The 25,097-nt window shown below is 63.6% G+C and carries 22 protein-coding genes and 1 pseudogene; 10 read left to right on the top strand and 13 right to left on the bottom strand.

Annotated features, from left to right (window positions below; all coding sequences use genetic code 11):
- Positions 1-3: 3 nt before the first annotated feature.
- The 11 genes from CHB69_RS14780 to CHB69_RS14730 all read right to left on the bottom strand — a co-directional run bounded on the left by CHB69_RS14780 (position 4) and on the right by CHB69_RS14730 (position 9,416).
- Positions 4-2,535, bottom strand: a complete 2,532-nt coding sequence (locus CHB69_RS14780; protein ID WP_089216781.1) for a TonB-dependent receptor — start codon at positions 2,533-2,535, stop codon at positions 4-6.
- Positions 2,536-2,634: 99 nt separating this feature from the next.
- The gene (locus CHB69_RS14775; protein ID WP_089216780.1) at positions 2,635-3,624 is read right to left on the bottom strand and encodes a FecR family protein; all 990 of its coding nucleotides are present in this window, start codon (positions 3,622-3,624) and stop codon (positions 2,635-2,637) included.
- Positions 3,621-4,229, bottom strand: a complete 609-nt coding sequence (locus CHB69_RS14770) for an RNA polymerase sigma factor (RefSeq protein ID WP_170935579.1) — start codon at positions 4,227-4,229, stop codon at positions 3,621-3,623. Before CHB69_RS14770 ends, CHB69_RS14775 begins: the two co-directional genes overlap by 4 nt.
- A gap of 255 nt (positions 4,230-4,484) precedes the next feature.
- The gene (locus CHB69_RS14765) at positions 4,485-5,096 is read right to left on the bottom strand and encodes a GntR family transcriptional regulator (protein ID WP_089216779.1); all 612 of its coding nucleotides are present in this window, start codon (positions 5,094-5,096) and stop codon (positions 4,485-4,487) included.
- Positions 5,093-5,971: a phytanoyl-CoA dioxygenase family protein gene (locus CHB69_RS14760; RefSeq protein ID WP_089216778.1), complete on the bottom strand. Its 879-nt coding sequence runs from the start codon at positions 5,969-5,971 to the stop codon at positions 5,093-5,095. Before CHB69_RS14760 ends, CHB69_RS14765 begins: the two co-directional genes overlap by 4 nt.
- Positions 5,968-6,594, bottom strand: a complete 627-nt coding sequence (locus CHB69_RS14755) for an acyl-homoserine-lactone synthase (RefSeq protein WP_089216777.1) — start codon at positions 6,592-6,594, stop codon at positions 5,968-5,970. Before CHB69_RS14755 ends, CHB69_RS14760 begins: the two co-directional genes overlap by 4 nt.
- A gap of 97 nt (positions 6,595-6,691) precedes the next feature.
- On the bottom strand, positions 6,692-7,453 hold the full coding sequence (locus CHB69_RS14750) for a helix-turn-helix transcriptional regulator (protein ID WP_245836830.1): 762 nt from the start codon (positions 7,451-7,453) through the stop codon (positions 6,692-6,694).
- A 254-nt stretch (positions 7,454-7,707) separates the two neighbouring features.
- Positions 7,708-8,358 carry an SOS response-associated peptidase gene (locus tag CHB69_RS14745; RefSeq protein ID WP_089216776.1) on the bottom strand — a complete coding sequence of 217 codons (651 nt, stop codon included), beginning with the start codon at positions 8,356-8,358 and terminating at the stop codon, positions 7,708-7,710.
- A 14-nt stretch (positions 8,359-8,372) separates the two neighbouring features.
- The gene (locus CHB69_RS14740; protein ID WP_089216775.1) at positions 8,373-8,882 is read right to left on the bottom strand and encodes an SOS response-associated peptidase family protein; all 510 of its coding nucleotides are present in this window, start codon (positions 8,880-8,882) and stop codon (positions 8,373-8,375) included.
- An 11-nt stretch (positions 8,883-8,893) separates the two neighbouring features.
- Positions 8,894-9,223, bottom strand: a complete 330-nt coding sequence (locus tag CHB69_RS14735; protein WP_089216774.1) for a hypothetical protein — start codon at positions 9,221-9,223, stop codon at positions 8,894-8,896.
- 1 nt (position 9,224) lies between these two features.
- Positions 9,225-9,416, bottom strand: coding sequence for a DUF6771 family protein (locus CHB69_RS14730; RefSeq protein WP_089216810.1), 192 nt, complete (start codon positions 9,414-9,416; stop codon positions 9,225-9,227).
- A gap of 238 nt (positions 9,417-9,654) precedes the next feature.
- Here CHB69_RS14730 and CHB69_RS14725 point away from each other — a divergent pair, with 238 nt between their 5' ends.
- The 8 genes from CHB69_RS14725 to CHB69_RS14690 all read left to right on the top strand — a co-directional run bounded on the left by CHB69_RS14725 (position 9,655) and on the right by CHB69_RS14690 (position 19,723).
- Positions 9,655-10,056 (top strand): DUF2958 domain-containing protein, encoded by a 402-nt coding sequence (locus tag CHB69_RS14725; RefSeq protein WP_089216773.1) that lies wholly within the window; start codon positions 9,655-9,657, stop codon positions 10,054-10,056.
- 123 nt (positions 10,057-10,179) lie between these two features.
- On the top strand, positions 10,180-12,267 hold the full coding sequence (locus CHB69_RS14720) for a ParB/RepB/Spo0J family partition protein (RefSeq protein WP_089216772.1): 2,088 nt from the start codon (positions 10,180-10,182) through the stop codon (positions 12,265-12,267).
- Positions 12,268-12,485: 218 nt separating this feature from the next.
- Positions 12,486-14,084, top strand: a complete 1,599-nt coding sequence (locus CHB69_RS14715) for a hypothetical protein (RefSeq protein WP_089216771.1) — start codon at positions 12,486-12,488, stop codon at positions 14,082-14,084.
- Positions 14,085-14,088: 4 nt separating this feature from the next.
- The gene (locus tag CHB69_RS14710; RefSeq protein WP_089216770.1) at positions 14,089-15,051 is read left to right on the top strand and encodes a M28 family peptidase; all 963 of its coding nucleotides are present in this window, start codon (positions 14,089-14,091) and stop codon (positions 15,049-15,051) included.
- A 245-nt stretch (positions 15,052-15,296) separates the two neighbouring features.
- Positions 15,297-16,343, top strand: coding sequence for a DUF7146 domain-containing protein (locus tag CHB69_RS14705; RefSeq protein WP_089216769.1), 1,047 nt, complete (start codon positions 15,297-15,299; stop codon positions 16,341-16,343).
- Positions 16,344-16,660: 317 nt separating this feature from the next.
- Complete coding sequence (locus CHB69_RS14700) at positions 16,661-17,602, top strand: DUF2493 domain-containing protein (RefSeq protein WP_089216768.1); 942 nt, start codon at positions 16,661-16,663, stop codon at positions 17,600-17,602.
- 65 nt (positions 17,603-17,667) lie between these two features.
- Positions 17,668-18,594 (top strand): HEPN domain-containing protein, encoded by a 927-nt coding sequence (locus CHB69_RS14695; RefSeq protein WP_089216767.1) that lies wholly within the window; start codon positions 17,668-17,670, stop codon positions 18,592-18,594.
- Between the two features lie 214 nt (positions 18,595-18,808).
- Positions 18,809-19,723 (top strand): Abi family protein, encoded by a 915-nt coding sequence (locus CHB69_RS14690; protein WP_089216766.1) that lies wholly within the window; start codon positions 18,809-18,811, stop codon positions 19,721-19,723.
- A gap of 143 nt (positions 19,724-19,866) precedes the next feature.
- On the opposite strand, the gene dmeF is transcribed toward CHB69_RS14690, so the two are convergent.
- Positions 19,867-20,829 carry a CDF family Co(II)/Ni(II) efflux transporter DmeF gene (gene dmeF, locus CHB69_RS14685; protein WP_089216765.1) on the bottom strand — a complete coding sequence of 321 codons (963 nt, stop codon included), beginning with the start codon at positions 20,827-20,829 and terminating at the stop codon, positions 19,867-19,869.
- 342 nt (positions 20,830-21,171) lie between these two features.
- Here dmeF and CHB69_RS14675 point away from each other — a divergent pair.
- Positions 21,172-21,489: pseudogene (locus CHB69_RS14675) on the top strand (ATP-binding protein); the annotation flags it as partial.
- A 323-nt stretch (positions 21,490-21,812) separates the two neighbouring features.
- Here CHB69_RS14675 and CHB69_RS19795 read toward each other — a convergent pair.
- On the bottom strand, positions 21,813-22,112 hold the full coding sequence (locus CHB69_RS19795; RefSeq protein WP_141134000.1) for a hypothetical protein: 300 nt from the start codon (positions 22,110-22,112) through the stop codon (positions 21,813-21,815).
- 684 nt (positions 22,113-22,796) lie between these two features.
- Between CHB69_RS19795 and CHB69_RS14665 the strand changes: the two genes are divergently transcribed.
- Complete coding sequence (locus tag CHB69_RS14665) at positions 22,797-25,091, top strand: TonB-dependent receptor plug domain-containing protein (RefSeq protein WP_089216763.1); 2,295 nt, start codon at positions 22,797-22,799, stop codon at positions 25,089-25,091.
- Positions 25,092-25,097 lie beyond the last annotated feature (6 nt).

Genomic DNA, 25,097 nt, shown 5'->3' with positions numbered 1-25,097 from the left:
TCCTCACCAGCTGTGACTGATCGTGACGCCGAGGAAACGTCCGACCGCCGAATAGTTTGTGGAATCGAAGGGTGTGTCGCTAGGCGACGCCACCGATATCCTGTCGGGCTTTGCGTTGAAGACATTGAGCGTATTGATGCTGATCTCGCCCAATGTGCCGATCCTTGCACGGGCCGACAGGTCGAGTGTCGTGACCGACGCAATTTTCACCGGGACCGCGCGGCGCCGATCCGTGACGCCGCCCGTAAAACTTACGAAGGACGCGAGGCTGAACCGTTCATCGCCGAAGGATGCGCCGCCGCGGGCGCGAAAATGCGGCGAGTTGAAGATAGTTCCGGCGAGATCGGTCACTGGAAGGTCCGGCAGCAATTGCTGCCGGCTGTCGAGCCAGGTGCCGCTGGCGGTCAGCGTGAGCGTCTGTGAGCCGAGCGGCGCGCGATAGCGCAGCGACAAATCCGCGCCTTCGTACCGCTGCGAGGCGATGTTGAGGTCGCGCCCGTCGATCAGCGCGATGACATTGGCGGGGTCGTAGGGACCCGATGTGGCATTGCCGAGCGGATCGGATGCCCCGGCGATCGCAGCCGCCAGCAAGGCCGGCGAGGGATTGAAGGTGACAAGATTGGCGAACAGGGGATTGGTAAGAATGCCGAGCGGCGACCCGAACGGTGGCGCGACCCGGTCGCGATAATCGATCCGAAAGAGGCTCGTCACGATCTGCAACCGGCCCGACGGCCGGAAGGTCGCGCTGAGCGTAATATTTTCGGATCGTTCGGGGCCGACTTCCGGATTGGGGCCGCCGAGATAGATATAGGTCGATCCTGCCGGAAACATCGATCCATAGCCGGTGACGGGCAGAAGGACCGGCGTATATCCGCTGTACTGCTGGTTCAGCGTCGGCATTTTGAAAGACTTGCCCCACGAAATGCCAAGGCTGATCTCGGGCGAGGGCGCATAGACGAAGCCGAGCTTGGGAACGGCGATACTGCCCGAGTCCGAATAATCCTCTATACGCATTGCCGCCGTCAGCGAGGCACGGTGCGCAAGGGGAAGTTGCTGCCGGGGGCTGGCGAGCGGGACGAAGAGCTCGCCATAGGCGTAGCGATTCTCGCGCGTCGGCGCGAACGCGCGGCCTGCAATCAGGGCGTTCAAATGATTGCTGCGCCAGCCGCCCCCTGCCGCGAGGCGGACGCTTCCCGCCGGAAGCTCGAAGAGGGGTCCGTCGACACCCGCCTCGACGCTCAGGCTGCGGTTGTTGAAAATCCGAGGCGACAATCGCGCAACGTCGTTGGTGAAATTCTGAGTGAGGCCACGGGTCTTGTCCGTTCCGTAGAAGCCGGAGATACGAGCGCTCCAGTCGGCACCAAGGTCGGCCTCGAGTGTCGGCGCGAAGCCAAGCGTCTCGAATTCATTATGGACCACAATTCCGCGCGTCCGGATCGGCCGGTCAACCAACAGCCCGAGCACCGACGTCATGTCGCCGCGCTTGTAGATCAGATCGGCCTTGGCGCGGAGACCAGATGCCAGCTCTTGATGACCGCTAAGCAGGACGCTGTGGCGCTTCAGATCGGGATAGAAGGTCGAGAGCGGATTGCTCGTCGCCGAATAGCTGCGGCGGCGGGCTAATATCTCGCTGTTGTCGAAAAAATCATAGGTGGCGAGGAAGCCGCCACTCGACCATTTGGCTCCGCCGACGACATTATATTGTTGCTGGAAGTTTCCGCCATCGGTCGAACCGCCGATCCGGGCGCTCGTGGTGACGCCCTCGTAATCCTTGCGGAGGAGAATGTTGACGACGCCCGCAACGGCGTCGGCACCATAGACTGCGGAAGCGCCATCGGTAACGATCTCGATCCGCTCGACCGCGGCGGTCGGAATGGCGCTAACATCGATCACGCTTTGCGTTCCGCTGTAAGCGAAGCGGGTGCCGTTGAGCAAAGTCAGCGTCGCATTCGGTCCGATGCCCCGGAGGTTGAAGGTCGATGCCCCGTTCACATTGACGTTCTGGTTCTGGACCCCCTGACCTGATCCGATTCCGGGATTTTGCCCGCCACCGAAATTCTGCGGCAGGCTACGCGCCACCTCGCCGAGGTCGGCATGGCCCGCATTGCGAATATCCTCGGCACTGATGTCGATAACCGGCGCGGCGGCAGGAGCGCCCGCGATGCGCGAACCGGTAACGATGATGACGGCGGGATCGCCCGCGGTGATGGCCGGAACGGCGGCGTCGCTCACGATAATGACCGACCGCCTCTCGAAACGCGCCGTGAGGCCGCTGCCGACAAGTAGCGCCTCGATGGCCTCGCGCGGCGTCAGCTGACCCCGCACGGCGGGCGCCCTCTTCCCTTCGATGTCCTGTGAGCTGACATAGAGTTCGATATCGGCGAGCGCGGCGGCGCGGCGCAGTGCGTCGCCCAGATCCTGCGCCGGAATATCATAGGATTGGCGCGGCGCCTGCATGGCCTGCGCGCCTTCGGGCGAAAGCAAGGCTGCTGTGCCGACGAGCAGCGCGGCCAGCGAACGGGATTTAATCGACATTTTCACTCCCCCAATATTCTGGGCCGTGCATCAGGCAGACGGCCAGTGGGGTTGCGATGACGGGAAGATGGGAGCGACCTTAGTCGCTGGGTGAAAAAATTATCGGCGGCGGAGGTGGATGGCGTCAGTCCTCCGTTCGGCGGCGAGGCCGAACAATATGGCGATCCGTTCGGCAAACGCCTCGGTCTGGCTGATATGGAAGCGACCCGACACTTCGCGCGCGGCTATGTCGGTGTCGTCGATCACGATCGGCACCGCGGCGTAGCGATTGGCTTCGGCGACGAGCGCGCCGAGTTTGATCGATCGATACTCTGCCCACCCTTCGGTCCAGTCTGGCTGAATGACGGCCGCCGGCGCCGCGACAGGCTCCAACCGGCTACCGGGTCCATAGGCGAGAGCGCTTCCCGCCTTGAGGGGCATGGTCTGATCGAGGTTTGCATCGGCGCGCACCTCTGCTGCGCCGCGGCGCAGCGACGCGACCACTCTCCCCGATGCGGCGAGACTCAGATCGATTTCTGCATCATTTGCCGTCGCCCCTCCGCGCCCAGCCTCGATCCGGAGTGGAACATCGCCCGGCGCGACCGACAGTCTTACCCGGCCCCTCACGAGACGAACGCTTCGTTCGCCATGCGAGAAGGCCACGTCGAGCCGGCTGTCGGTGTCGAGCGTCGCGCGCGAACCATCGACGAGCCGGAAAGTACGGATCTCGCCGCGCTGCGTCTCGAGGGGTTCAGCGGCAAAGGCCGTCGCGGTGCCGCCTGGCTGGCCGGGAAAGGGCGCACCTGCGGCCCCGATCGCGATGATCAGGAGCGCGAGCGCGGTGGCGGCTGCTCCCCATGTGAACCAGCCGCGCATGCGGCCGCGGCGCGCCTCGGCATGCGTCGTTCCGTGGCGCTGCGAGGTCTTGAGGATCGCAAGTGCCGCCATCCGCGCCTCGGCGCGCCGATAGGCTTCGCGATGTTCTGCCGACGCACGCAGCCACGCGTCGAACTCGTCGCGCAGCGCCTCCGCATCCTCGCCGCGCAGCTTGACGAGCCACGCCCGCGCGACCTCGTCGACCGAATATTCGTCGTCGCCGGCCTTCGTCATTTTCCGCTGTCCACCACCTTGGCGATCTGACCGAGCGCTTTCATCATATGATATTCCACCGTCGCGATGCTGATGCCGAGCTGCTCATGTATCTCGCGATAGGAAAGCTCGTCCACCCGGTGCATCAGAAAGACGCGCCGCGTTTTTGGCGACATCGCGTCCACGGCCTTTTCGTAAAGCTCCAAAAGGTCCGCCGCCTCGAGATTCCATTCCTGTGAGGCGGGGGTCACGGCATCGCTCTCCTCGCGCAGCGAAAACATGGCGATCGGCGCCGACTTGCGGCGCCGCGCCCGGTCGATCAGGAGATTCTGGGCAATGCGGCGAAGAAAACCGCCCGGGTTGACGAGGTGATGCCGTTGCTCGCTGCCCGCCGCACGCGCGAAGACCTCCTGCACCAGATCGGGCGCTTCCTCGGGCCCTGCCTTGCGGCGCAGAAAATGAAAAAGCGACGAGCGGTGCGTGCGATAGACCGTCTCCAGATCCTGTCCGATGACGGGCCGTCCTTCGACCGTCGGCGGACGATCATGGGGATGCGCATGGCAGGCCGACGACACCGACAAGGGATGACGCGGCGGGGCGCTCTCGCAGCAGGTGCAGGAAGACACAGCAAATTGTCCCGAAGGCACGAGCCGAGCGATCCCGCCGAAGCGAAATGCTCGTCTCCCAGTGCTGTGCCGCCGTTCGGTCGCCGATGCGATCCAGGGTCCGGTGCGGCCGCCGGTCCGGTCAAGGACTGGCGCATTTGATGCCTGGCGAACTAGTCCGCGCGAAAGCTGCCAGCATTGCTCCCGCGCGGCTGAATCATGTCAATTGAGGTTGCATATGACAAGTAAAAGCATCGATGCGGCAAAAATGCCCGCTCAGGATTGGCGGCCACGATGCGCTGCGAGCGTGCGCGCATAGGCAGTGGCCTCACGCGCGCGCCGCTCGTGATAGCCAAGCAGCAGGCCCCGCATCTCGGTCTGCGGCGCGGCGTCGAGAATGGCGGCCTTGAGCAATTCAAATTCGGCCTCGACATCGCCGAGGATCGCGGCGTCGAAATGCCGCGAGAATTGAAGCCGGTCGCCGATTGCGGCGATGCTGGCGACGATCTCTGAGTTCGACGATCGATCCGCCATGGCGAGGAAAAGGTCGGCGATGCGATCGGGATAGGGCTGATCGGTGCTAACCGGGGTTGCCAGTCCATTCGGCGCCGTCGCGAGCGCGGCGAGTTGCAGGATCAGGTGCAACTCGAGCAGGTCGCGAAACTCGGTCTCGGTAAGACGGTGCACATGGAAGCCTTCGCCCGGGGTGAAATCGACCATGCGCTCGCCATTGAGGCGGTGGAGACTGTCGCGCACCGGCGTCATGCTCACCCCAAGGTCATCGGCGAGGCGTGCGGCTTCGATCCGGGCGCCGGTCGTCCATTCGCCCGTCATCAGCCGGCGCTTGATCGCCTCATAGGTCGGCTCGAACACATGCGCGGGGCTCATGCGCCTGTCCTTTCGGCAGCGGCGAAGGCGGCGACCGCCTCGGCTTGGTCGGGGCGCAGCGCATCGATCGCGCCGAGATGGGCCGGCCGTTCATCCCGCAGCAAGACCGACGGGCATTGGCCTTCATAATTGCCGAGATTGGGGCGGTGCTGGGCATAGCCTGCGAGCGCAGCCAGGTCGGACGGAAAATGTCGCGCGACCTCGGGCGGATAGGCGAGCCATAAATTCTCATAGGGCTTGAGCCAGCCAAGGCTGTAGCTCACCAGCACGCCGCGTCTCACCTCCTTGCTGATGTTCGTGCCTGCGCCATGCGCGGTCGATCCGAGGAAACAGATCGCCGATCCCGGTTCGCATTCGGCGAAAATCGGCGCGCCAAGATCGGTCTTTGCCATTCCCGCCGCGCCATGGCTGTTCGGGAAGATGCGCGTCGCGCCGTTTTCCTTCGTGAAGGGCGTGAGCGGCCACAGGATATTGACCAGATATTCCTGGGTGCCATTGGCGCCGCGCCACATTTCCTGGTCGCGGTGCGGATATTGCCTGACTTCGCCCGGATGGATCTCGATCGCCTGGGTGAGGTTGAGCTGGATCCGGTCGCACCCCGTTCCAAGGATCGTCTCGACCGCGGGAAGGATGACCGGGTTCAGCACCAGTGCGACCATATGCCCCGATCGCTTGAGGAGGCTGCCGAAGCGCTTCGTGCGGCGACCATAGAAATTGCCATCGCAAAAGGGTGTCGCGTCGAAGATCGGATCGAGATCCTTCGCCAGTGCGTGGACGCGGGCGATCGCCTCGTTGCGGAGGATGCAATAGCCGGTGCGGCGCAATTCCTCGACCAGCATCGCGCTGACATCGGCTTCGGTGAGATACTTCTTCATAACGCCGGCTCCCCGGCTTCCTCATATTTGAGCATGAGCGGCGCATAGGTCCCGGTTCGCTTGAGGCCGGGGAGCGTGTCCTCGTCGATCGCGATATTGAGCGCGACGATCCGGCAAGCACTGTCCCGGTGGACGGGACCCAGCGTGCGGCACGCCCAGCCGAACTTGCTAATACTGTGGTACCAGCCTGCCTCGGCGATCCCGACATAATCGCTGATGCCATTGTGGAGCGCATGGTCGGCGAGGGCGGTGACGAGCTGGTTGCGCGCGTCGCGGCGCTCGGCGGGCGTCTGTGCGGGGTCGAGGCAGAAGCGGCTGATTTCCCACAGATGGTGGCCGGACGGCGGGCCATCGGCGCAGAGGTGCGGATAGATGTCGCCGAGGAGGTGCGGCGCCGTGGTGGGGAGGAGCCGCGCCGATGCGCGGTGCCGCAGATCGTCGGGGTCGAGCAGGATCAGATAACGGGCGTGGGGCGTGTCGAACTGGTCGAGCTCGAAACGGCCGTCGAGCACGGGCAAATCCCATTTGAGCTTGTCGATGAAGACCTGCTTTCGCGCGGCAAACATGCCGCGCAGCGCGGCATTCCCGGGCGCGTCCGGCGCCCGCGTGGATTGTTCGATCATGATGATTCCTTGGCTGTGGAGCCGGAATCAGACCATCGATCCGTTGCAGCGGCTATGCCCATTTCTGGGCAAGGATTTTGCGATTATGTGCGGCGCGTCAGTTCGGGCGCCACCAGTCGTATATGTCCGAGAAGCCGATCAATCCGTCGAACAGCGCGCACAGGATCAGCATCGAGCGGCAATGCACCGAATAGCGGTCGCGCGCCATCTTCAGGTGGCGCACGACCGTCTCTTCGCTGATCCCGAGAATATCGGCGATCTCGCCGGCGGTCTTGCCGCGCGCCGACCAAAGCACGCATTCGCGTTGCCGTTCGGTAAGTATCGGGCGTGGCCGTAAGGGAGATGAGCCGATCAACTCACGCGCCGAAGCGATGGCGATCGCGCCGAGGATTTCGGCTGCGTGGAGCATGTCGGCCGGAATGTCCGCGTGCGGACGGACTGCGAAGGAGCAGGTCCCCGATGCCTCGCCGGGCAAATGGCGGGGAACGGTGAAGCCGTCGCCGACACCGCTCTCGCGCGCCACTGAGAGCAATTGGCGGTCACCGCGGCTCAGCGGAATATAGCGATCAACGTGGCGCCATTCGAAGCCGGTCAGCGACCGCTCGCTGGCGCGGCGGATCGGATCGGTTCCGCTGAGATCGAAGCCGACATAGACCTTGGCCCAGGCGTCGGGATAATTGTGCACGAGGATCGACGCCGGTTCGCCGGCTCCGCGCCGATCGAAGGCAAGCGCGAAATGGTCGAACCCCATTCGGCCCGCAGCCTTGGTCAGTGCGGCGAAGAGCTGCTCTTCTCGGTCTGCTCCTGTAAATTCCTGTGCGAGTTCCTCTGTCAGATAATAATGCTTCACGTCGTTCATCGGCCGCCGGCGCGTTCCCGACCCGCTCGCCTGCGGTCCGCTCCAACTATCGCCGCGGGCCTTTTCCTCTCGGCGCGGGCGAACGGGGGAATTTCCGACGGGTCCTCACGCCATGTCCGGCCGCTGTTCCCGCAGCCTGGCGCACGGCGATCAATCGGTGAGCAAGATGTAACAGGCTGATAATCCGGGTAAAGGGCCCGGCCCCGACAATTGGACCCGCTTCTGGATCTATTCCGGCAGGACACGGCGCGTTGTCAGAGCAGGGTCGGCGCATCCGCGGGCGGCGCCTTGCGGCTGAACCAAGGCACATCGGTCCGCGCGACGGCGAGGAGATCGGCGGGATATTTGGCGACCAAGGCCATCGCCACTTCGGCAGGTGCGTGAAGCCAGGCATCATGATCTTCGGGGTGCAGGATAACCGGCATGCGATCATGGATGTGGAACAGTTCCTCGGTCGCATCGACCATCACGCCGGTATAGCAATCGCCCCATTCGTCGGTCGGTCGCCAGAGCCCCGCCCATGCGGCAAGCGGCTGGTCGGTGACGCTGATCCAGGTTCGCGTCATCTTGCCCTTCTCGCCTTCGGCTTCGGCGAAGGAGGTGAAAGGGATGAGGCAGCGATTGGCGGGGGTGGTGAACCAGGGGCGCCAGAAGGACATCAGCTTGTCGTCACGCGCATTGTTGACCGGCTTCGGCTTGCTGGTCGGTTTCATATGTTTGAGGCGCACCGGGAAGCCCCAGGTCATGGCCTGAAGAACGCGTTCGCCGCCGTCCTGTCTCACCACGAAACCCTGTCCGCCGGGATAGACATCGCCGGGCGAGGCGTTGGTGGCCAGCGGCCGACGCGATTTGAAATAGGATGCTACCTCGTCGACCGTCGAATTCAGCGTCACCAGGTTGCACATCGGGCGGCCCTCCGTCAGGCCGCTCCGAGCAGGTCGTCGAAATTCTGCTGGATCGGCGGCGTGATCCTGAAGCTATCCTTGGGGAAGGGTCGCAACAAGTCCAGCGGCGGCCGCCTTCCCATCAGCCAGTCGAAAAGATCGTCGGGATGAACCACCCCGACATGGCGGTCTTTATGATGGGCAAGATCGGCATAGGCGGGGACCGTGAGTGCCGCGAAACTGTCGGGCCAATCGCGGCTCCCTGGACGCCATGTCGCCGCGATGCATAGGAAGGGTTCGCCGATGAGGCTTGCCGAATAGACCGTCTTGCCGCGCTTCACCAAGCCGAACTCGTTGGCAAGCAGCAGGCACGGACGGTCGATAATCGCGGTCTCGGACTTGAGCAGCGGGATCTGGAAGATGTCGGGATCACGCGACGGCAGGCCCCAGTGAAGCTCCTTCTCGCGTTCCTGATTGCCGTCCCAGATCATGACTCGGTGCGGCTTTCCGATCCCCACCAGCGCGTCGTCATTCTCGATGTCCATCGGACAGTCTCCTAGGCCCGGAAGCGGCTCAGCGCGCGCTTCCATTCGCGTTCGTCGGGCATGGGCAATTGGATATCGTCCTTGCTCGGCGCGACCAGTTCGAGCCGGATCGGCCGAACGCGTTTGCCGGTGCGGGCCTTGCAGCGCGCGCACCAGAATTTGTCGCGCGCCTTGCCAAGATCATCGTCCCACATCTTGCGCTGAAACTTCCACCACAGACCATAAGGATCGAAGGTCGCACTATGGCCGCAGCGGCACACCGGCTTGACCGCCTGATACCATGCCGCTGCCTCGAACAGGTGCGTCGCGCGCCGCCCGCCTTCTCTGGTCCAACCGCCCACGTCACAGCGAAAGCCCGAGCTGGTCGATATGCGCGGGCTCGGGGCTTCCACCCACGCTCTCGACGATGACGCGGGCGAGTTCGAACGCCGCTTCGACGCGCATGTGACTGGTAGGTGCGGTGAGGCCCACGCGCGCCCAGCCGGGAGCGGCGAGGAGCGTTTCGGCGACTCGGGCGGTATCGATTCTATCCATGTCCATATGAGAACATAGGAAGAACAACATGGCAAGCCCGCTGCGCACGGCTGGGCCTGTCCATGATCCTCGGTCCCGCGGCGGCAGGCCGCCGCGCGCGAGCGCGAGCGTTGCCGGACCGCGTGGCGGACGGAGTGCGGCGAGAGAGGCTTGCTGCCGGTCCCCCGCGGAGAAGCGAAATGAACCATCAAACAAAGCCTTGCCGCCGCGGCAAAGAATTCAGGGGGAGGATCGCGGCATGAAACTCCTCACTCCCGACATCGCCGCCGCGCTCGCTGCCAACGCTGCCGCGCGGCACGATGCGATTGCGCGCGGTGCGCGCGAGCCCGATCCCAGACCCGTCGTGCGCTTCTTCAGCCCGGTCGGCGCTGCCACCTGGCTCGCAACCGAGATCGATGCCGACGGCATATTGTTCGGCCTCGCGGACCTGGGGTTCGGTTGTCCCGAACTCGGCAGCTTCTCGGTTGCCGAACTCGAGAGCGTGCGCCTGCCCTTCGGGCTCGGTATCGAGCGCGATCTCCACTTCGAAGCACGCCATCCCCTGTCGGTCTATGCCGAAGCGGCGCGCGCGGCGGGCTCGATCATCCTTGGCGAGCAGCGCCTGCACGCAGCGGCGCGCCGGCCTTCGCGGCGGGGCTGAGGCCGCGGACTTGTTCGGGGCCGCCGGTGGCGGCCCCGTTCGAGGAAGAGGGAAGCCGGGGCTTCGTGACGGGTTTCAGGAGCCGGGAGAGTGTCTCGCGGCGGCCCGTCATGGAGAAGGCCCATGGCCAAATCGCTTCCGAAAATCACCCTCGCCCCGTCGCGCGACATTCCTCTCGACCGCTTGCGCCTGTCGCAGGCCAATGTGAGGCGCGTGAAGGCAGGCGTATCGCTCGATACGCTGGCGGCGGACATCGCCCGCCGCGGATTGCTCCAGAGCCTCAACGTGCGGCCGCTGCTCGATGGCGAAGGGCAGGAAACGGGGCAGTTCGAAATTCCGGCCGGAGGCCGGCGCTTTCGCGCGCTCGAACTGCTGGTGAAGCAGAAAAGGCTCGCGAAGGACGCGCCGATCCCCTGTGTCGTGGGCGGTGCGGCCAATGACATACTCGCCGAAGAGGACAGCCTCGCTGAAAACAGCTTTCGCCAGGCGCTGCATCCGCTCGATGAATTTCGCGCGATGCAGGCGATGGTCGACAAGGAAGCCGGGATCGAGGAAATCGCCGCGCATTTTCACACTACCCCCGCCGCGGTGCGCCAGCGCCTGAAGCTCGCCGGTGTCTCGCCGAAGCTGCACGCGCTTTACGCCGAAGAGGCGATGACGCTCGATCAGCTCATGGCCTTCACCATCGCCGACGACCATGCGCGGCAGGAGGAAGTCTGGGAGCAGCTCGAACACAGCTTCAACAAGTCGGCGACCTGGATCCGCCAGAAACTCACCGAGAACAGCGTTCGCGCGGGCGACAAAAGGGTCGGCTTCGTCGGTCTCGACACCTATCTTGAAGCGGGCGGCAGCATCGCGCGCGACCTGTTCGAAGCCGATGGCGGCGGCTGGCTCACCGATCCCGCGCTTCTTGACCGGCTCGTCGACGCGAAGCTCAAAGCCGAAGGCGCCCGCATCCTCGCCGAGGGCTGGAAATGGGTGACGACCGCTATCGACCTGCCGTGGGACGCGACGCGCGGGTTTCGCGAGATCGACCGCGAAGAGGTCGCGCTGACCGAAGCGGAAGCAGCGCGCGTCGCCGAGCTTGAAGCCGAAGGCGAGGAACTCGGCGACGAATGGGCCGATGTGCATGATGTGCCGGACGAGGTCCATGCGCGGATCGAGGCGATCGATGCCGAACTCGGTGCCTTGGTCGACCGGCCGCTGATCTTCAAAGCTGAAGAAATGGCGACGGCGGGAGCGTTCGTTTCGATCGACCGCGATGGGTCGGTTCGCGTCGAGCGTGGATTCGTGAAGCCCGAGCATCAGCCGCGGGAAGGGCTTGGCGACGACGGCGCGTCCGAAGCGGGCGACGATGGCCGCTCTTCGGCGGACCGCAGCGACGACGGAGCCGCGAAGTCGCAGGATGATGCAAGCGGTACGGAGGAACCGGGCGCGCTACTGCCGCTTCCGGACCGTCTGGTCTCGGACCTCACGGCCTGGCGCACTCTCGCGCTGCAGGACAGGGTCGCGCAGGATCCAGCGCTCGCCTTCGCCGCAGTGCTTCACGTCCTCGTGCTCGGCTGTTTCTACAGCTTCAGCCGCGAGTGCTGCGTCCAGATCGCGGCGAACCGGGTCTCCTTTTCCAACGCCCCAAGTGGTTTGCGCGATTGCGCGCCGGCGCAAGCGCTCGACGCACGCGCGGCGGCGTGGAAGGCACGGCTGCCGCAATCCGACAAGGAGCTGTGGAGCTTCCTGCTCACCCTGGATGGTGAGGAGCAGTCCCAACTGTTGGCGCATTGCGCGTCGCTCTGCGTCAACGCCCAAGCCGAGGTCGTCCCCAAATATGACAATGGCCGCATCTCGGCGCACGGCGTCGAGCGCCGGATTGCCCACAGCCACGTCCTCGCGCTGGCCGCGGGGCTCGACGTGCATGGCGCGGGCTGGCGGCCGACCGCCGAAGGCTATTTCAGCAACGTGACCAAACCGCAGATCCTCGCCGATGTCGCCGAGGCGCGCGGAGGCGAAGCTGCCCGGATGATCGGCCATCTCAAGAAAGCCGACATAGCCCGCGAAGCCGAGAGGCTGGTCGCAGAAACGACCTGGCTCCCGGCGCCGATGCGAACGCCGGGTCTGGATCGCATCGATCCGGACGGCGGTGAAACGGCGGTGCCCATCGATGCCGACGGGGGCGATCCCGGCGACGCCGAGCTGCCCGTAGCGGCCGAGTGAGCCATCTGGCGGGGGCGTAGCTCCCGCCAGATCTTTCTTCACGGCGCAGCGGTGGCCGGCAAAGTCGCGCTCTGACGGCTTGACGCGATCCGAGGCCAGTACGGCCCGCAGTCCGGACGCGGACCCAGACCCTCGCTGACCCTGCGCCACCCCAACACAATGCAGCCCGCGCTCGCTCCTTTTTGGGGGCACGCGCGCGGCTGCGCGGAGTCCCATCCATGGCACAGTTTCAAATCCTTTGCCCGCACTCGGAAGCCGAGTGGCGGCCGATCACGATCGAATTTCTTTTCGCGCCCAATGGCGACCAGCAATATCTTTGGCCCTCGTTCGACGAAGCCGAAGCCGCGCGGAAGCAGCTTCTCCTCCGCGCGCCCGATGCGCAGCTCCGTATCGCGCTCGCGGGTGCCGACATCGGCGACGTCGACTGGCCGGTCCGCGAAAAGCTGCGCTTCGCCGACGGCACCTATGCGCCGACGCCTTGGCATGAGGAGCCTTGGTATCAGGAGAAGCATGACGAGCATTTCTGCCATGTCTCGACCGAGCAGGCGGGCAAGATCGCTTTCACCGAGAATGCCGCGAAGGGTGAGGTCGACCGGCAGCTCGTCATGTCGCCGGGCCGCTATCTCCAACGCTTCTTCTCGGCCCATCTCGACAACGATGCGATCGAGGGCTGGTGTGCCCGGCTCTCGGTTCAGCTCGAGGAAGATGCGCTCAAGATCACGCAGGACGCCGACGAAATCGAGGAGGTCTATGTCGGCGGCCCCGGGAGCTGCATGTCACATGGCGCTAGCGACTTCGAAAGCTACTGCCATCCGGTGCGCGTCTATGCCGGACCCGACACGGCGCTCGCCTATATCGGCGCCCGCGACGATGCCCGCGCACGCAGCGTGGTGTGGCCCGAGCTCAAAATCTACACCAGCATCTATGGCGATGTATCGCGGCTCAAGCTGCTGCTCGAAAATGCGGGCTATGCCAAGGGCAGCCTCAATGGCGCGCGCATCCGGCGGCTCGTCGACGGCGGCAGCTTCGTCGTGCCCTATATCGATGCCGGCGATGACCTCGCCGACGACGGCGAATATCTCATCATCGGTCATGGTGAGATCCCGTCCGAAAATACCAACGGGCTGGGCGATCGATGCTGGTACTGCCCGCGGTGCGATCACGACACGAGTCCGCACGATATCGTCTTCTACCGCGACGGCTCGTCGGAAGAATGGTGTTATCAATGCTTCACCGATTACACGGTCTTCTGCGCCCACAATGAGCGCAATTATAGCGCTACCGAAACCTTCATCACCATACTCGCCGATGGCGACGAGCATGACGTCCTCGAAGAGGATGTGGAGGCCTTCGGTGCGGTCTTTCTCGAAGATCGCGGCGAATGGTGGCTCGCGACCTGCTGCCGGCAATGCGCTGCTTCGGGCGAATGGTTTCATGCCGCCGATCTCACCGAATATCACGGTGAATGGCTCAGCGCAGATTATCTGCCCGATCCGATCGACGATGACGATCCATCGCTCGCCAACGCGCATGTCCTCGCCCGCGACTGGTTTCGGTACGAAATGTCCGCGATCGAAATCGAGGTCGCCGAATGGCAGGCAGCCGGGGAGCGGGCCCGCGAAGAACGGCTGAGGCGCGAGCAAGAGGCGGCCGAGCGCCTTCGCCTCGAAACAATGCAATCCCCGCCGCTCGAACCGTGCGCCTGCGGATGCGCCCACGGCAATTCTCCCGAAACGCCGAACCTGGCCGATGGCCTCGATGCCGCCACCCCAGCGCCCGTGGCTGCGATTGCCGCCCCTTGCCAGACAGGAGCCTGATCCCATGTCTCATGACCTTTCAGGCCGCGCCGGCCTCCTCGAAATACTGTCCTGGGCACGGCCCCATGACAGTGCGACCGAACGCGCCTTCTGCCGCGAATATCTCGATCCAGTTCCCGGCATGCGCGCCGATGGCTTCGGCAACCGGATGCTGGAAATCGGCGATCGTCCGCGCACATTGTGGAGCTGCCATGTCGACACCGTCGCGGCCGTCGGCGGGCATCAGGCGGTGGGCGTCGACGAACATGGCATCGCGCAGCTGTGCGACGGCAAGGCTGGCATGTCGCTCGGCGCCGACGACGGCGCGGGGCTGTGGATCATGCTCGGCATGATCGCGGCCGCGCGTCCCGGCCTCTACCTCTTCCACCGCGGCGAGGAGCAGGGCTGCCTCGGCTCGCGCTGGATCGAGCGCCATACGCCCGAACTGCTCGCAGACATCGACGCGGCGATCGCCCTCGATCGCGCCGGACTTGGCGACGTCATCACCCACCAAAGCTATGGGCGCACATGCTCCGATGCCTTTGCGACCAGCCTCGCGGCCGCGCTCAACCACCAGAATATGGGGTTCCGCTACGCGCCCGACGACACGGGGGTTTACACCGACACCAACGAATATGCCGGCATCGTCGCCGAATGCACCAACCTGTCGGTGGGCTATCAGCGTCAGCACGGGCCGCGCGAGACGCTCGATGTCGTCCATTGCGAGCAATTGCTCGAAGCCATGCTCGAACTCGATGCGTCGCAGCTGGTGATCGAGCGCGATCCTGCCGTCCAGGAAGAGGTCGGCTGGTGGTTCGACCGCGGGCGCGGGCATGGCGACGATTTCGTCGAAGCGGTCGCCGATCATCCGGCGCTCGCGGCGTGGATGCTCGAGCAGTGCGGGGTCAGTTATGATGATTTCCAGATGGCGCTCTGGGCCGAGGAAATGGACGCTGACCGGGGTTATCGTCCGCTCATGCCGACCTGATGCACGGCATTCGCCGACATAGCCTGCGGGCCGATACTGCCCGCCATGTTTGGATCGGCAGCGACACCGCCTGTCCCGCGGGTCCCGCCGCTGGATGGGCGGGCAAATCATGCTTGAATCTAAAATCCCGTATGTGAGAAAATGACGCTCTACGCGCTGGCAGGGGCTGCCGGTGCCGAGCTGTCCGTGCGGATCGCCCTTCGATCGACATCTGCGCGGGCGCAAGGCCTTGGAAGGAGCCCCGCATGGAAAGTCCAGCCCGTGAATTGGCGCGCCGCCTCGCCGAAAATGCCGAGGCCGTCTGCCGACATTATCTTCCGAACGGTCGCCGCGAAGGCCGCTACTGGCTTGTCGGCGATGTTCGGGGTACGCCCGGTCGCAGCCTTTATCTTCTCCTGTCGTCGTCGGATGACGCGCGCGGTCGAGTCGGCAAATGGACCGATGCCGCGAGCGGCGAACATGGCGACCTGCTCGATGTCATCGCCGCCAGCTGCGGTCACATCGATTTGCGCGAGACGCTCGCCGAGGCGCGGCGATTTCTGAGCATGCCGATGCCGGAGCCGACAGGGTCGCGATCGCCGCGAACGCGCAAGGCTATGATGGGAACGCCTGCGGCGGCGCGGCGGCTCTGGGCTGCGTCGAAGCCAGTCGCCGGGACGTTGGCCGCAGCTTATCTTGCATCGCGCGGGATCGATATCGACCCAGGCAATGGCGCCATCCGCCTTCACCCGCGCTGCTATTACCGGGCATCGAGCGACGATGCGCCCGATGTCCGTACCGCCTGGCCGGCCATGATCGCCGCGGTAACCGATGACGCCGGTCAAATCTCCGGCGTTCATCGCACCTGGCTCGATCCGGCGGGAGGCAAGGCGCCGGTCGCCTGCCCCCGCCGCGCGATGGGGACTCTGCTCGGACATGGCGTGCGTTTCGGACCTGCAGGGGACGTCATGGCCGCGGGCGAAGGTATCGAGACGATCCTTTCGCTTCGCGAGGTGCTGCCGGACCTCCCGATGATCGCGGGTCTGTCGGCCGCGCATCTTGCCGCGATCCATTTCCCCGGGCCGCTGCGCCGTCTCTATGTCGCGCGCGACGATGACGCCGCCGGGTCCTGGGCGACGAAGACATTGGCCGCGCGCGCCGAGCCGCTCGGGATCGCGATCGTTCCGCTCGATCCGCGGCTCGACGATTTCAACAGCGATCTTGTTCGGATGGGCCGGGAAGAGATGGCCGCCCGGCTTCGTGCCCGGATGCTGCCGCTCGACGCAGATCGCTTCCTTGTCCGAAATATATAGTGCTATTTCGGACATCGGGATCACCGCTTCCTCATTCGACTGGCCGTTTTGGCCATTGCTTTCCTGAGGCGGCAGCGCCTCCGGCCTTCGCTGGAGGGCGACTGCGGCAACGGGTCCGGGCACCGCAATGGCGGGTGCACGGCTATTTTCCGCCGGGGCTTCGCCCCTTTGCATCGCGAGGCAAAATAGCCGCGCCCTCGCCATCCTCCGCCGGTGCTTCGGCCGCGCGTGCCGCGCGGTGCGAACCCGCACCCGCCGCCGCGGGGGCGTCGCCGCGAAGGCCGCGAGAGGCGCGGCCACCAGAAACGAGGCATGACATGACCGACCTGTCAGACTTTTCCGAACGCGGCGAGCTCGCCGAGCCCGGCGCCAGCGCATATCTCCTTCAGGAAATGCAGCTCTATGGCTATCGCCCCTTCGAGGACGAACCCGATGGGCGGCCGCTACCCGATGATCGGCTCGCCGGCGGCGCCGTCGCCGACATCTTCGACGCGCTCGCGGCCTGTCTCGTCGACACGCGGATCGAACCCGATCTCGAAGATTTGCTCTGGGGCGTCGTCAATCTCTTCCACGGCGCCGGCACGCGGATCGAGCGCGAGCTCGACCGCAACGAGGCGGCGCAGCGCGATCTCCAGCGCGAACAGGATGGCAGCGAAATTCGCTCGGTCGAACTCGAACGTGCGATCGCCGAGGGCATCACCTTGATCGAGCGGCGCGACGCGATGGAATTTTTCCGTGAATGCGCTGCCGAACATTATCGTATTCACGCCCGCAAGGCCTGGGTCCCGCGCACCGGGTCGCGTATCCGCCATCAGACGATGACCGCGGCGATGATCGACAGCCGCGACTTCATGGACCGCCGCCTCCGCGAAAAGGCCAAGGCGCTGATCCCCGAGGGGACGCGCATAGCATTCAGCGGTGGACCCGCGTGCAACGATCACCGGCATATCTGGTCGGCGCTCGACAAGGTTCATGCCCGCCATGCCGATATGGTCCTGCTCCACGGAGCGACGCCGACCGGAGCCGAACGCGCCGCCGCCTGCTGGGCCGACGCCCGCAAGGTGCCGCAGGTGGCCTTCCGCCCCGACTGGAACCGCGACCGGAAAGCCGCCCCCTTCAAGCGCAACGAGCGCATGATCGACGCCATGCCCGCCGGGCTCATCGTCTTCTCGGGCACCGGCATCCAGGACAATCTCGTCGACAAGGCGCGGGCGTTCGGTATTCCGGTCTGGGATTTCCGCATCCGCGAGGCGCCATGAGGTGTCGATCTGGACCCGACCATGCTTGCTATCGGGCGAGCTTGTGACCACAGAAGGAAGGAACGATGCGTATCGATCTCGATCATCTCCCGGCCAATAAGCAGCGCGAACTCGAGCGCGTGAAGGCAATCATCTTCGAAGAATTCGAAGATGCCGTCGCGCTTTCGACGATGGGCTGGAAGAAGAAGGGCCGGATCGACAAGATCATCCTGTACGGAAGTTATGCGCGCGGAGGCTGGGTCGACGAGCCGCACACCGCCAAGGGCTATCGCTCCGACTTCGATCTGCTCATCATCGTCAACGACAAGCGCCTCACCGACAAGATCGACTTCTGGTCGAAGCTCGAGGATCGGCTGACCCGCGAGCTGGCGATCGACAAGACGCTGCACACGCCGGTGAACTTCATCGTGCACACCTTGCAGGAGGTGAACGACGGGCTGGCGCACGGGCGCTATTTCTTCATGGACGTCGCGCGCGACGGGATCGCGCTCTACGAATATGACGACAAGTTATTGCATCAGCCGAAGCCGAAGACGCCCGAGCAGGCATTGGCGATGGCGCGGGAGTATTTTGAGGAGTGGTTTCCGCTCGCCATGCAGCGGTTCGAATTGTCTGCAATGGGACGCGAAAAGGGCTACCTAAAGCCAGCCGCTTTCGATCTGCACCAATCTTCCGAATTTCTGTACCACTGCGTCTTGCTGGTCTGCACTTTCTACACGCCACACGTCCATAATCTCGGCTTCCTGCGAACGCAGGCGGAACGGATCGATATGCGGTTGGTAGACGCATGGCCCCGCGCGTTGAAGGCCGATCGCTCACGCTTCGAGAAGCTGAAAGAAGCTTATGTGAAGGCCCGCTATTCGAAACATTATCGCATCAGCGAGACGGACCTGCTGTGGCTCGCTGCGCATGTCGAGGAGCTGGGCCGCGCGGTGCATGCGATCTGTTCGGAGCGCATCGCCGAACTGGAGGCTCGTATTCCGGCGGCCTGACATGCAGTGGAGGCCTTTGGGCGGCCTTCCCTTGGCCGGATGATGCCGGGGTGGAAGGGTCCTATTTCGTGTTGCGCTGCAACGCTTGTTATTGATTTCTTCGCTTGTCTGCCCTATGTGGGCATCAATCGCACCCGCCCGGCCTCTGTCCGCAAGGATATGCACACTGGGCGGGTCTTTTATTTTGGGCGCCGTTGACGCATGACGATGGTCAATGTCACGCGCCTATTCCAAACCGACTCTCACCTACGCGCAGCAAATCGCTCACCTCCGGGCAAACGGCATGATCGTCGCCGACGAGCCGGCGGCCGAGGCGTGGCTCCGCCATGTGAGCTACTACCGGCTGAGCGCCTACTGGCTTTATTTCGAACATCCGAAGGGACAGGCGGGGCCGCGCTTCCTTCCCGGCACGACATTCGAACGAGTCACCGCCCTCTATGATTTCGACCGGCTACTCCGGCGCCTCCTGATGCGCGGTACCGAGCATGTCGAAGTGGCCTTGCGCGGGAGCTGGGCTTATCACCTCGCCGGGCTTGGCGACGGGCACAGCTATCTCGACGCCAGTCTTTATAGCGACCGCACCGACTATCATCTTCGCCTCTCGAAACTGGCCGGCGAAGTAGGGCGTTCGAACGAGACCTATATCAAGCATTATCGGCAAAACTACGATCTGCCCGCTTTGCCGCCGGTCTGGATGGTCGCAGAAATGATGTCCTTCGGTCACCTTTCACGCTGGTATTCGAGCCTCGCAGACCGCGCTCTTCGAACACGAATTGCTGCGCCCCTCGGTCTGCCGGAGACGGTTCTGGTGCCCCTCGTCCGTCATGTGACGGATATTCGTAACATCTGCGCGCATCACGGCCGGTTGTGGAACCGGGGCTTCCTTACCCCTCCAAAGCTCGCGCAAAAGCCCAAATCCCTACAGGCGACCATCGATCAGAGCGCGACTCAGGCACCCGCCAAGCTTTACAATGGCATCTGCATGATCGGCCACGTCATCAATACCGTGGCGCCGGAATCCACCTGGCTTGCCGATGTGGCGGCGCACATCGTGACCCATCCCGAGGGCGACATGCGATCGATGGGCTTTCCTGCGAACTGGCAGCGGCGGCCACTTTGGCAAGTTTGATTGGCAAGACGACTGGTCGGCTTTGCGCCTCTCATCGGTCATTCCCGCTAATATAATGGGGTCCTAAAAGCCGTCGTTCGCAGAGCTAAGCGGAAGCAGCGCAAAAGCTGAGCGACTTGGAAGCAGTAGACCGCAGCATCACTTCACGCCGCGTGTCGCAGCCGATGCGCGCCCTCACAGGAGTGCACCTCGATGGTTACGTGTGCGTATTCCTCATGGATTGCCAGCCGATCGGCATATTCTTGCGGCGCAAGTGGACGATCGGCAACCAGCGAGACGATGACGGCATAGTGCCCGGGGCCGACCCGCCAAACGTGGAGATCGTTCACCACCGCATCTCCGTCCTCGATCGCTTCGCGAACTTCCGCAAGACGATCCGGGCCAGCTTCCGCGTCAATGAGGACACTTGCCGTATCGCGCATCAACGACCAAGACCACCGAGCGATAACGAACGCGCCGACGAGACCCATGGCAGCGTCCATCCAGGCCCATCCCAAATAGCGGCCGGCGAGTAGCGCGACGATCGCCATGACGGAGGTCAATGCATCGGCGAGAACGTGGAGGTAAGCGGAACGAAGATTGTTGTCGGTATGCGAGTGCGCGTGGCCGTGATCGTGCGAATGATCATGACCATGATGATGGTGATGATGATCTCCGCCTAGCAGCCATGCGCTGGCCAAGTTGACCAGCAAACCGAGGACAGCCACCCAGATCGCCTCGGAATAGGCAATATTGGCCGGGGCGAGCAGACGCTGAAAGGATTCTACCGCAATACCGATCGCGAAGACCGCGAGAAGCAAGGCGCTCGCGAACCCCGCGAGGTCGCCGACCTTCCCCGTTCCGAAGGTGAAGCGGGGATTGCCGACATGCCGTTTCGCGAACCAGTATGCGAAGGCTGCCACACCCAGAGCGCCAGCGTGTGTCGCCATGTGAATGCCGTCCGCCAACAAGGCCATGGAACCTGTCCACAGTCCAGCGGCGATTTCGAGGACCATCATAGCCGCGGTAAGCGCTACGACCCATCGAGTTCGGCGGGCGTGAATGTCGTGCGACGATCCGAGAAAATCGTGCTTATGGACGGAGGGGTGGGTCTGATCATGATGCATGGCGTCGACCTATTAGACAGAAGGACAGGCGGTCAACGACGATTGACCGCAGTGTTGCGAGGGAGACTGACGCCTTCGCTTTAAGGCATCAGACATAGCACAGGGCAGGTCTTTGGTGCCCTCGCGACAGGCGTCTGGACTTGGCACGTTCAAGCCTCGGCCTCGAGATCCGAGGTCTCGGAATCCGAAGCCTCCCAGACCTCTTTGGCAGCGTCGAGATTTAGTAACGCGATACCGATTCCAACGATTAGATCAGGCCAGAAGGAGAGTGTAATCGCCGTGACGATGCCGGCTGCGATAATGGCTATGTTGGCCAGGACATCGTTGCGGGCCGATAGGATGGTGACACGCCTCGAAGAGGAGACCCGGATCGGCAAAGGCGGGACCCTGGCGGCGCAGCTGTCGCGGCTCGACCTGATCGTGCTCGACGAGCTCGGTTATCTGCCGTTCGCCCGCTCGGGAGGGCAGTTGCTGTTCCACCTCATCAGCAAGCTTTATGAGCGGACCAGCGTCATCATCACCACGAACCTCGCCTTCGGCGAATGGCCGACCGTGTTCGGCGATCCCAAGATGACCACGGCGCTGCTCGACCGCGTCACCCACCACTGCGATATCGTCGAGACGGGCAACGACAGCTGGCGCTTCAAAAACCGCAGCTGACAGCCACCTTCGGCGCCTTCAAAAATCTATCTTGCGCTGCGCGCGCCTCCGGTCGGGCTACGCCCGCCCTCCGCCGCACGCAGCGCAAGGCCATCTTCAACAAACCCTCAGCATATCCTCAAAGGGGGTCCCTCTTCGACGCCGATCGGGGGTCCCTTTTGAACGCCGTTTGACAATGTTATTGTTTGCGCGTTTGCGTAACCACACCACGTGGTTGCAAAACCCGCAACGATGATCGCGACCATGCGCGCCAAGCCTTTGTGCATTTGAAACTCCGAATCTGGACCTCGTCGACCACGCTGTTCGCGCGGCGTCGCGTGAGGTCAGATTCGGGGCGGTCGCAGCAGAGAGCCTGTCGGCGATTCGGCTAAGAATGTTTCGATGAAGTCGACGACCATCGTTGCAGCTCGATAATCTGCGTCTGCAACGGAGCGATCTTCGAAGCGAAGATCGAAATGGAATTGATGCTGATGGGCTTCGCTCGTTCCTTTGTTCGAAGGGAAGAAATCCAGCGAATCCTCGAGCACGTCGAAGCTGCTGACGACCTTGGCAGCCGTAGAGTTGGAACCTGCAGCAACAGCTTCGGCACCGAGATGCCCGGCAGCATCGAGGGGCTGCAGCACATAGAGAAACGCTGCCGCAAAAAATAGCAGCAGGCGTCCGGTCCTCGATGTCTTTAACGTAGCTAGGATGGCTCTAACTCATTCTGAGCAGGATAATATCATTGATGGCAAATAGGGGGCTCTGCCCTGTTTGCCAATCGCCGATAGAGTCTCGGAAGCTCCATGTTGGCTTGAGGGATGCGATAGAAAGAAATGATCGATGGTCAGAACTCCCTCGAAATGCCGAGGGGAAGGACATGCGCCTTTGGTTCGCGATCTTCTCGATTGAAGTGATAATTACATCTCCGTGGCAGCCTCAATTCGTCCCATCATGTTCCGCACCGGCGAAGGGGACCGAAAGCGCCCGATCGCTCCATCGAGCATGGTCCGCTGACGCACGTGCATCAATGCGAGATCGGAGCGCTCACTAAAGAACGCGAGCCGCTCGCTGCAAGGCTTTGGCTGATCGCGCACTGTCTGATTCCCTAATCCTTTAGCAAGAAGCGGTCCGACCGCAATCGGCCAAGGCAAGCCAGCTCCTTTCGAGCGCGTTGTAACGGTTGAAACATCCACCGCTAATTCTCTTCCATGACAGTCTTGGTGCGGAGGCATTGCGTTTGTCGCAACGCTGCTCTCCGGTTGAGCAATAACACGCCGTGCGCCGCTTCGCCTAAATGACCGCGAAGATTCAGGAGGGCGGCACCTATGAAATATTATTTTCCGTTGGCAGGGTTCGCGGCGCTGGCCAGCGGGACGGCGCAGGCGCAATCCGAAGCCGGTCCGTCGCCGGAGAGTGAGATCATAGTAACCGGCACGCGATCCTCCGGTCGAGCGGCGCTCGAATCGTCGGCCCCCGTAGATGTCGTCAGCGGCGAAACGATCACAGCGACCGGCTTCCCCGATCTGGGCCGCGCGCTCAATTTTCTCCAGCCGTCGATCAACTTCGCGCGTGCCGCGACGACGGCGACCGCTGCGAATACGAAGCCGGTCACGCTGCGCGGCCTCGCTCCCGATCAGACGCTCGTGCTGGTCAATGGCAAGCGGCGCCATGCCAACGCCGTGCTGAACGTCAACAACAGCATCGGCCGCGGTTCGGCAGCGGTCGACCTTGACACCATTCCCGAAAGCGCGATCGAACGCATCGAAATTCTTCGGGATGGTGCGGCGGCGCAATATGGCTCCGATGCGATTGCGGGTGTGGTCAACATCATTCTGAAATCCAACGCCGGAGGGGCGAGCGCCGAACTGCTCGGCAGCATTACCGAGGAGGGCGACGGCGAAACCGCTCTGGCGAGCGCCAGCGCGGGGTTTGCGGTGGGCGATTCGGGGCATCTGACGCTCAGCGTTTCGGCGCGCGCGCAAAAGCCGACCAATCGCGCCTTCGTCGATCAGCGTTTCGACCGGGTGACGTATCGGATCGGCGATCCCAAGGCCTCGGTCGCCAGCCTCGCGATCGATACCGCGGTGCCGCTCGGCGGGACGGCCGAACTCTATGGTTTCGGGACGCTGACGCGCAAAATATCGAACAATGGCGCGGGCTTTCGCGTGCCGGGCTTCTCTCTCCGCCATCCCGACGGCTTCCTCCCCATTATCGAACCGCGCATCTGGGACATCGGTGCCACAATCGGTGCGCGTGCGGAGGTTGGCGCGCTCAAGGCCGATCTCAGCCAAAGTTTCGGGTCCAACAAGGCCGATTTTCGTGTTTTCGACACGGCCAATGTCTCGCTCGGTCTTACCAGCCCGACGGCATTCGATTCGGGCGGGGTAACTTATCGCCAGTATGTGACCGACTTCGCCCTGTCGCTTCCTCTCGACAATGTTCTCGCGGGCGGCAACATCGCCGCGGGCGGCCAGTACCGACACGAAAGCTACAAGATCCGGAGCGGCGAACCCGATGCCTATTTCGGCGCCGGAGCCGATGGTTTTGCAGGCTTCAATCCGCGCAATCCGACCGATGAAGGACGCAACGCGTGGGCCGCCTTTCTGGACCTCGAACTGCGCCCGGTGCGGCCGCTGCTGCTTGGCGGTGCGGTGCGCCATGACCATTATGGCGATTTCGGCGGCAAGACGACTTGGCGTGCGACCTCGCGCCTTGAACTCATGGAGGGGGCGGCGATCCGCGCGACATACGGCACCGGCTTTCGCGCTCCGTCGCTACAGCAGCAGTTTTTCAGCGCGGTGCAAGGCGCGCTCAGCGCCGGCCGGCTCGTCACTGTGGGGACGCTGCCGGTCGGCGACCCGGTGGCGCGCGCGCTGGGAGCCAGCGACCTCAAGCCCGAGCGATCGCGCAATTTCACCGCAGGGCTCGTCGTCGGCCCGATCGAAGGTTTTTCCTTTACCGCAGATTATTTTCACATCCGGATCAAGGATCGCATCGCGCTCAGCGAACAATTGGGTGGGGCCGCCGTTATCAGCATCTTGACCACCGCCGGCATCACCAATTTCCAGCAGGTGCGATTTTTTACCAACGCGATCGATACGACGACGCACGGTGTCGAGGTGACCGCGCGCTGGCAGGGCGACATCGCGCCCGATACGCGCCTGTCGCTGACCGCCGGCTACGGCTGGTTCAAGAGTCGGCTCGACACGCTTCGCCCCAACCCGGTATTGCCCGCACTGCCGCTGCTCAATCGGAAATCGATTCTGTTCGTGACGGAAGCCCAACCGAAATCGAAATTCACGCTTCAGGCCAGCATCGAGCATGGTGCGTTCGATGCCGGACTTAATGTCGCCGCCTTCGGAACCTATACATCGCAGCCGATCGCTGCGGTGCAGACCTTTGGCGGCAAGGAAACGGTCGATTTGTCGCTAGGCTATCGTATCCTGCCGGGCGTCCGGTTCGGGATGGGCGTGCAGAATCTGATTGATGCGAAACCCGACACGATCGACGACCAGCAACTCTTTATCGCGGCAACGGGGGGGAGCTTTCCGACCGGCGAGGAGACACCGATCGGCCTCAACGGGCGTACCTGGTACGCTCGCCTGTCGGCGCGCTTTTGATGTTCG

It is taken from the genome of Sphingopyxis indica (assembly GCF_900188185.1).
Lineage (GTDB): Bacteria > Pseudomonadota > Alphaproteobacteria > Sphingomonadales > Sphingomonadaceae > Sphingopyxis > Sphingopyxis indica.
Note: the sequence above shows the minus strand (reverse complement) of the source record. Positions and strands in the feature narration are given on the sequence as shown.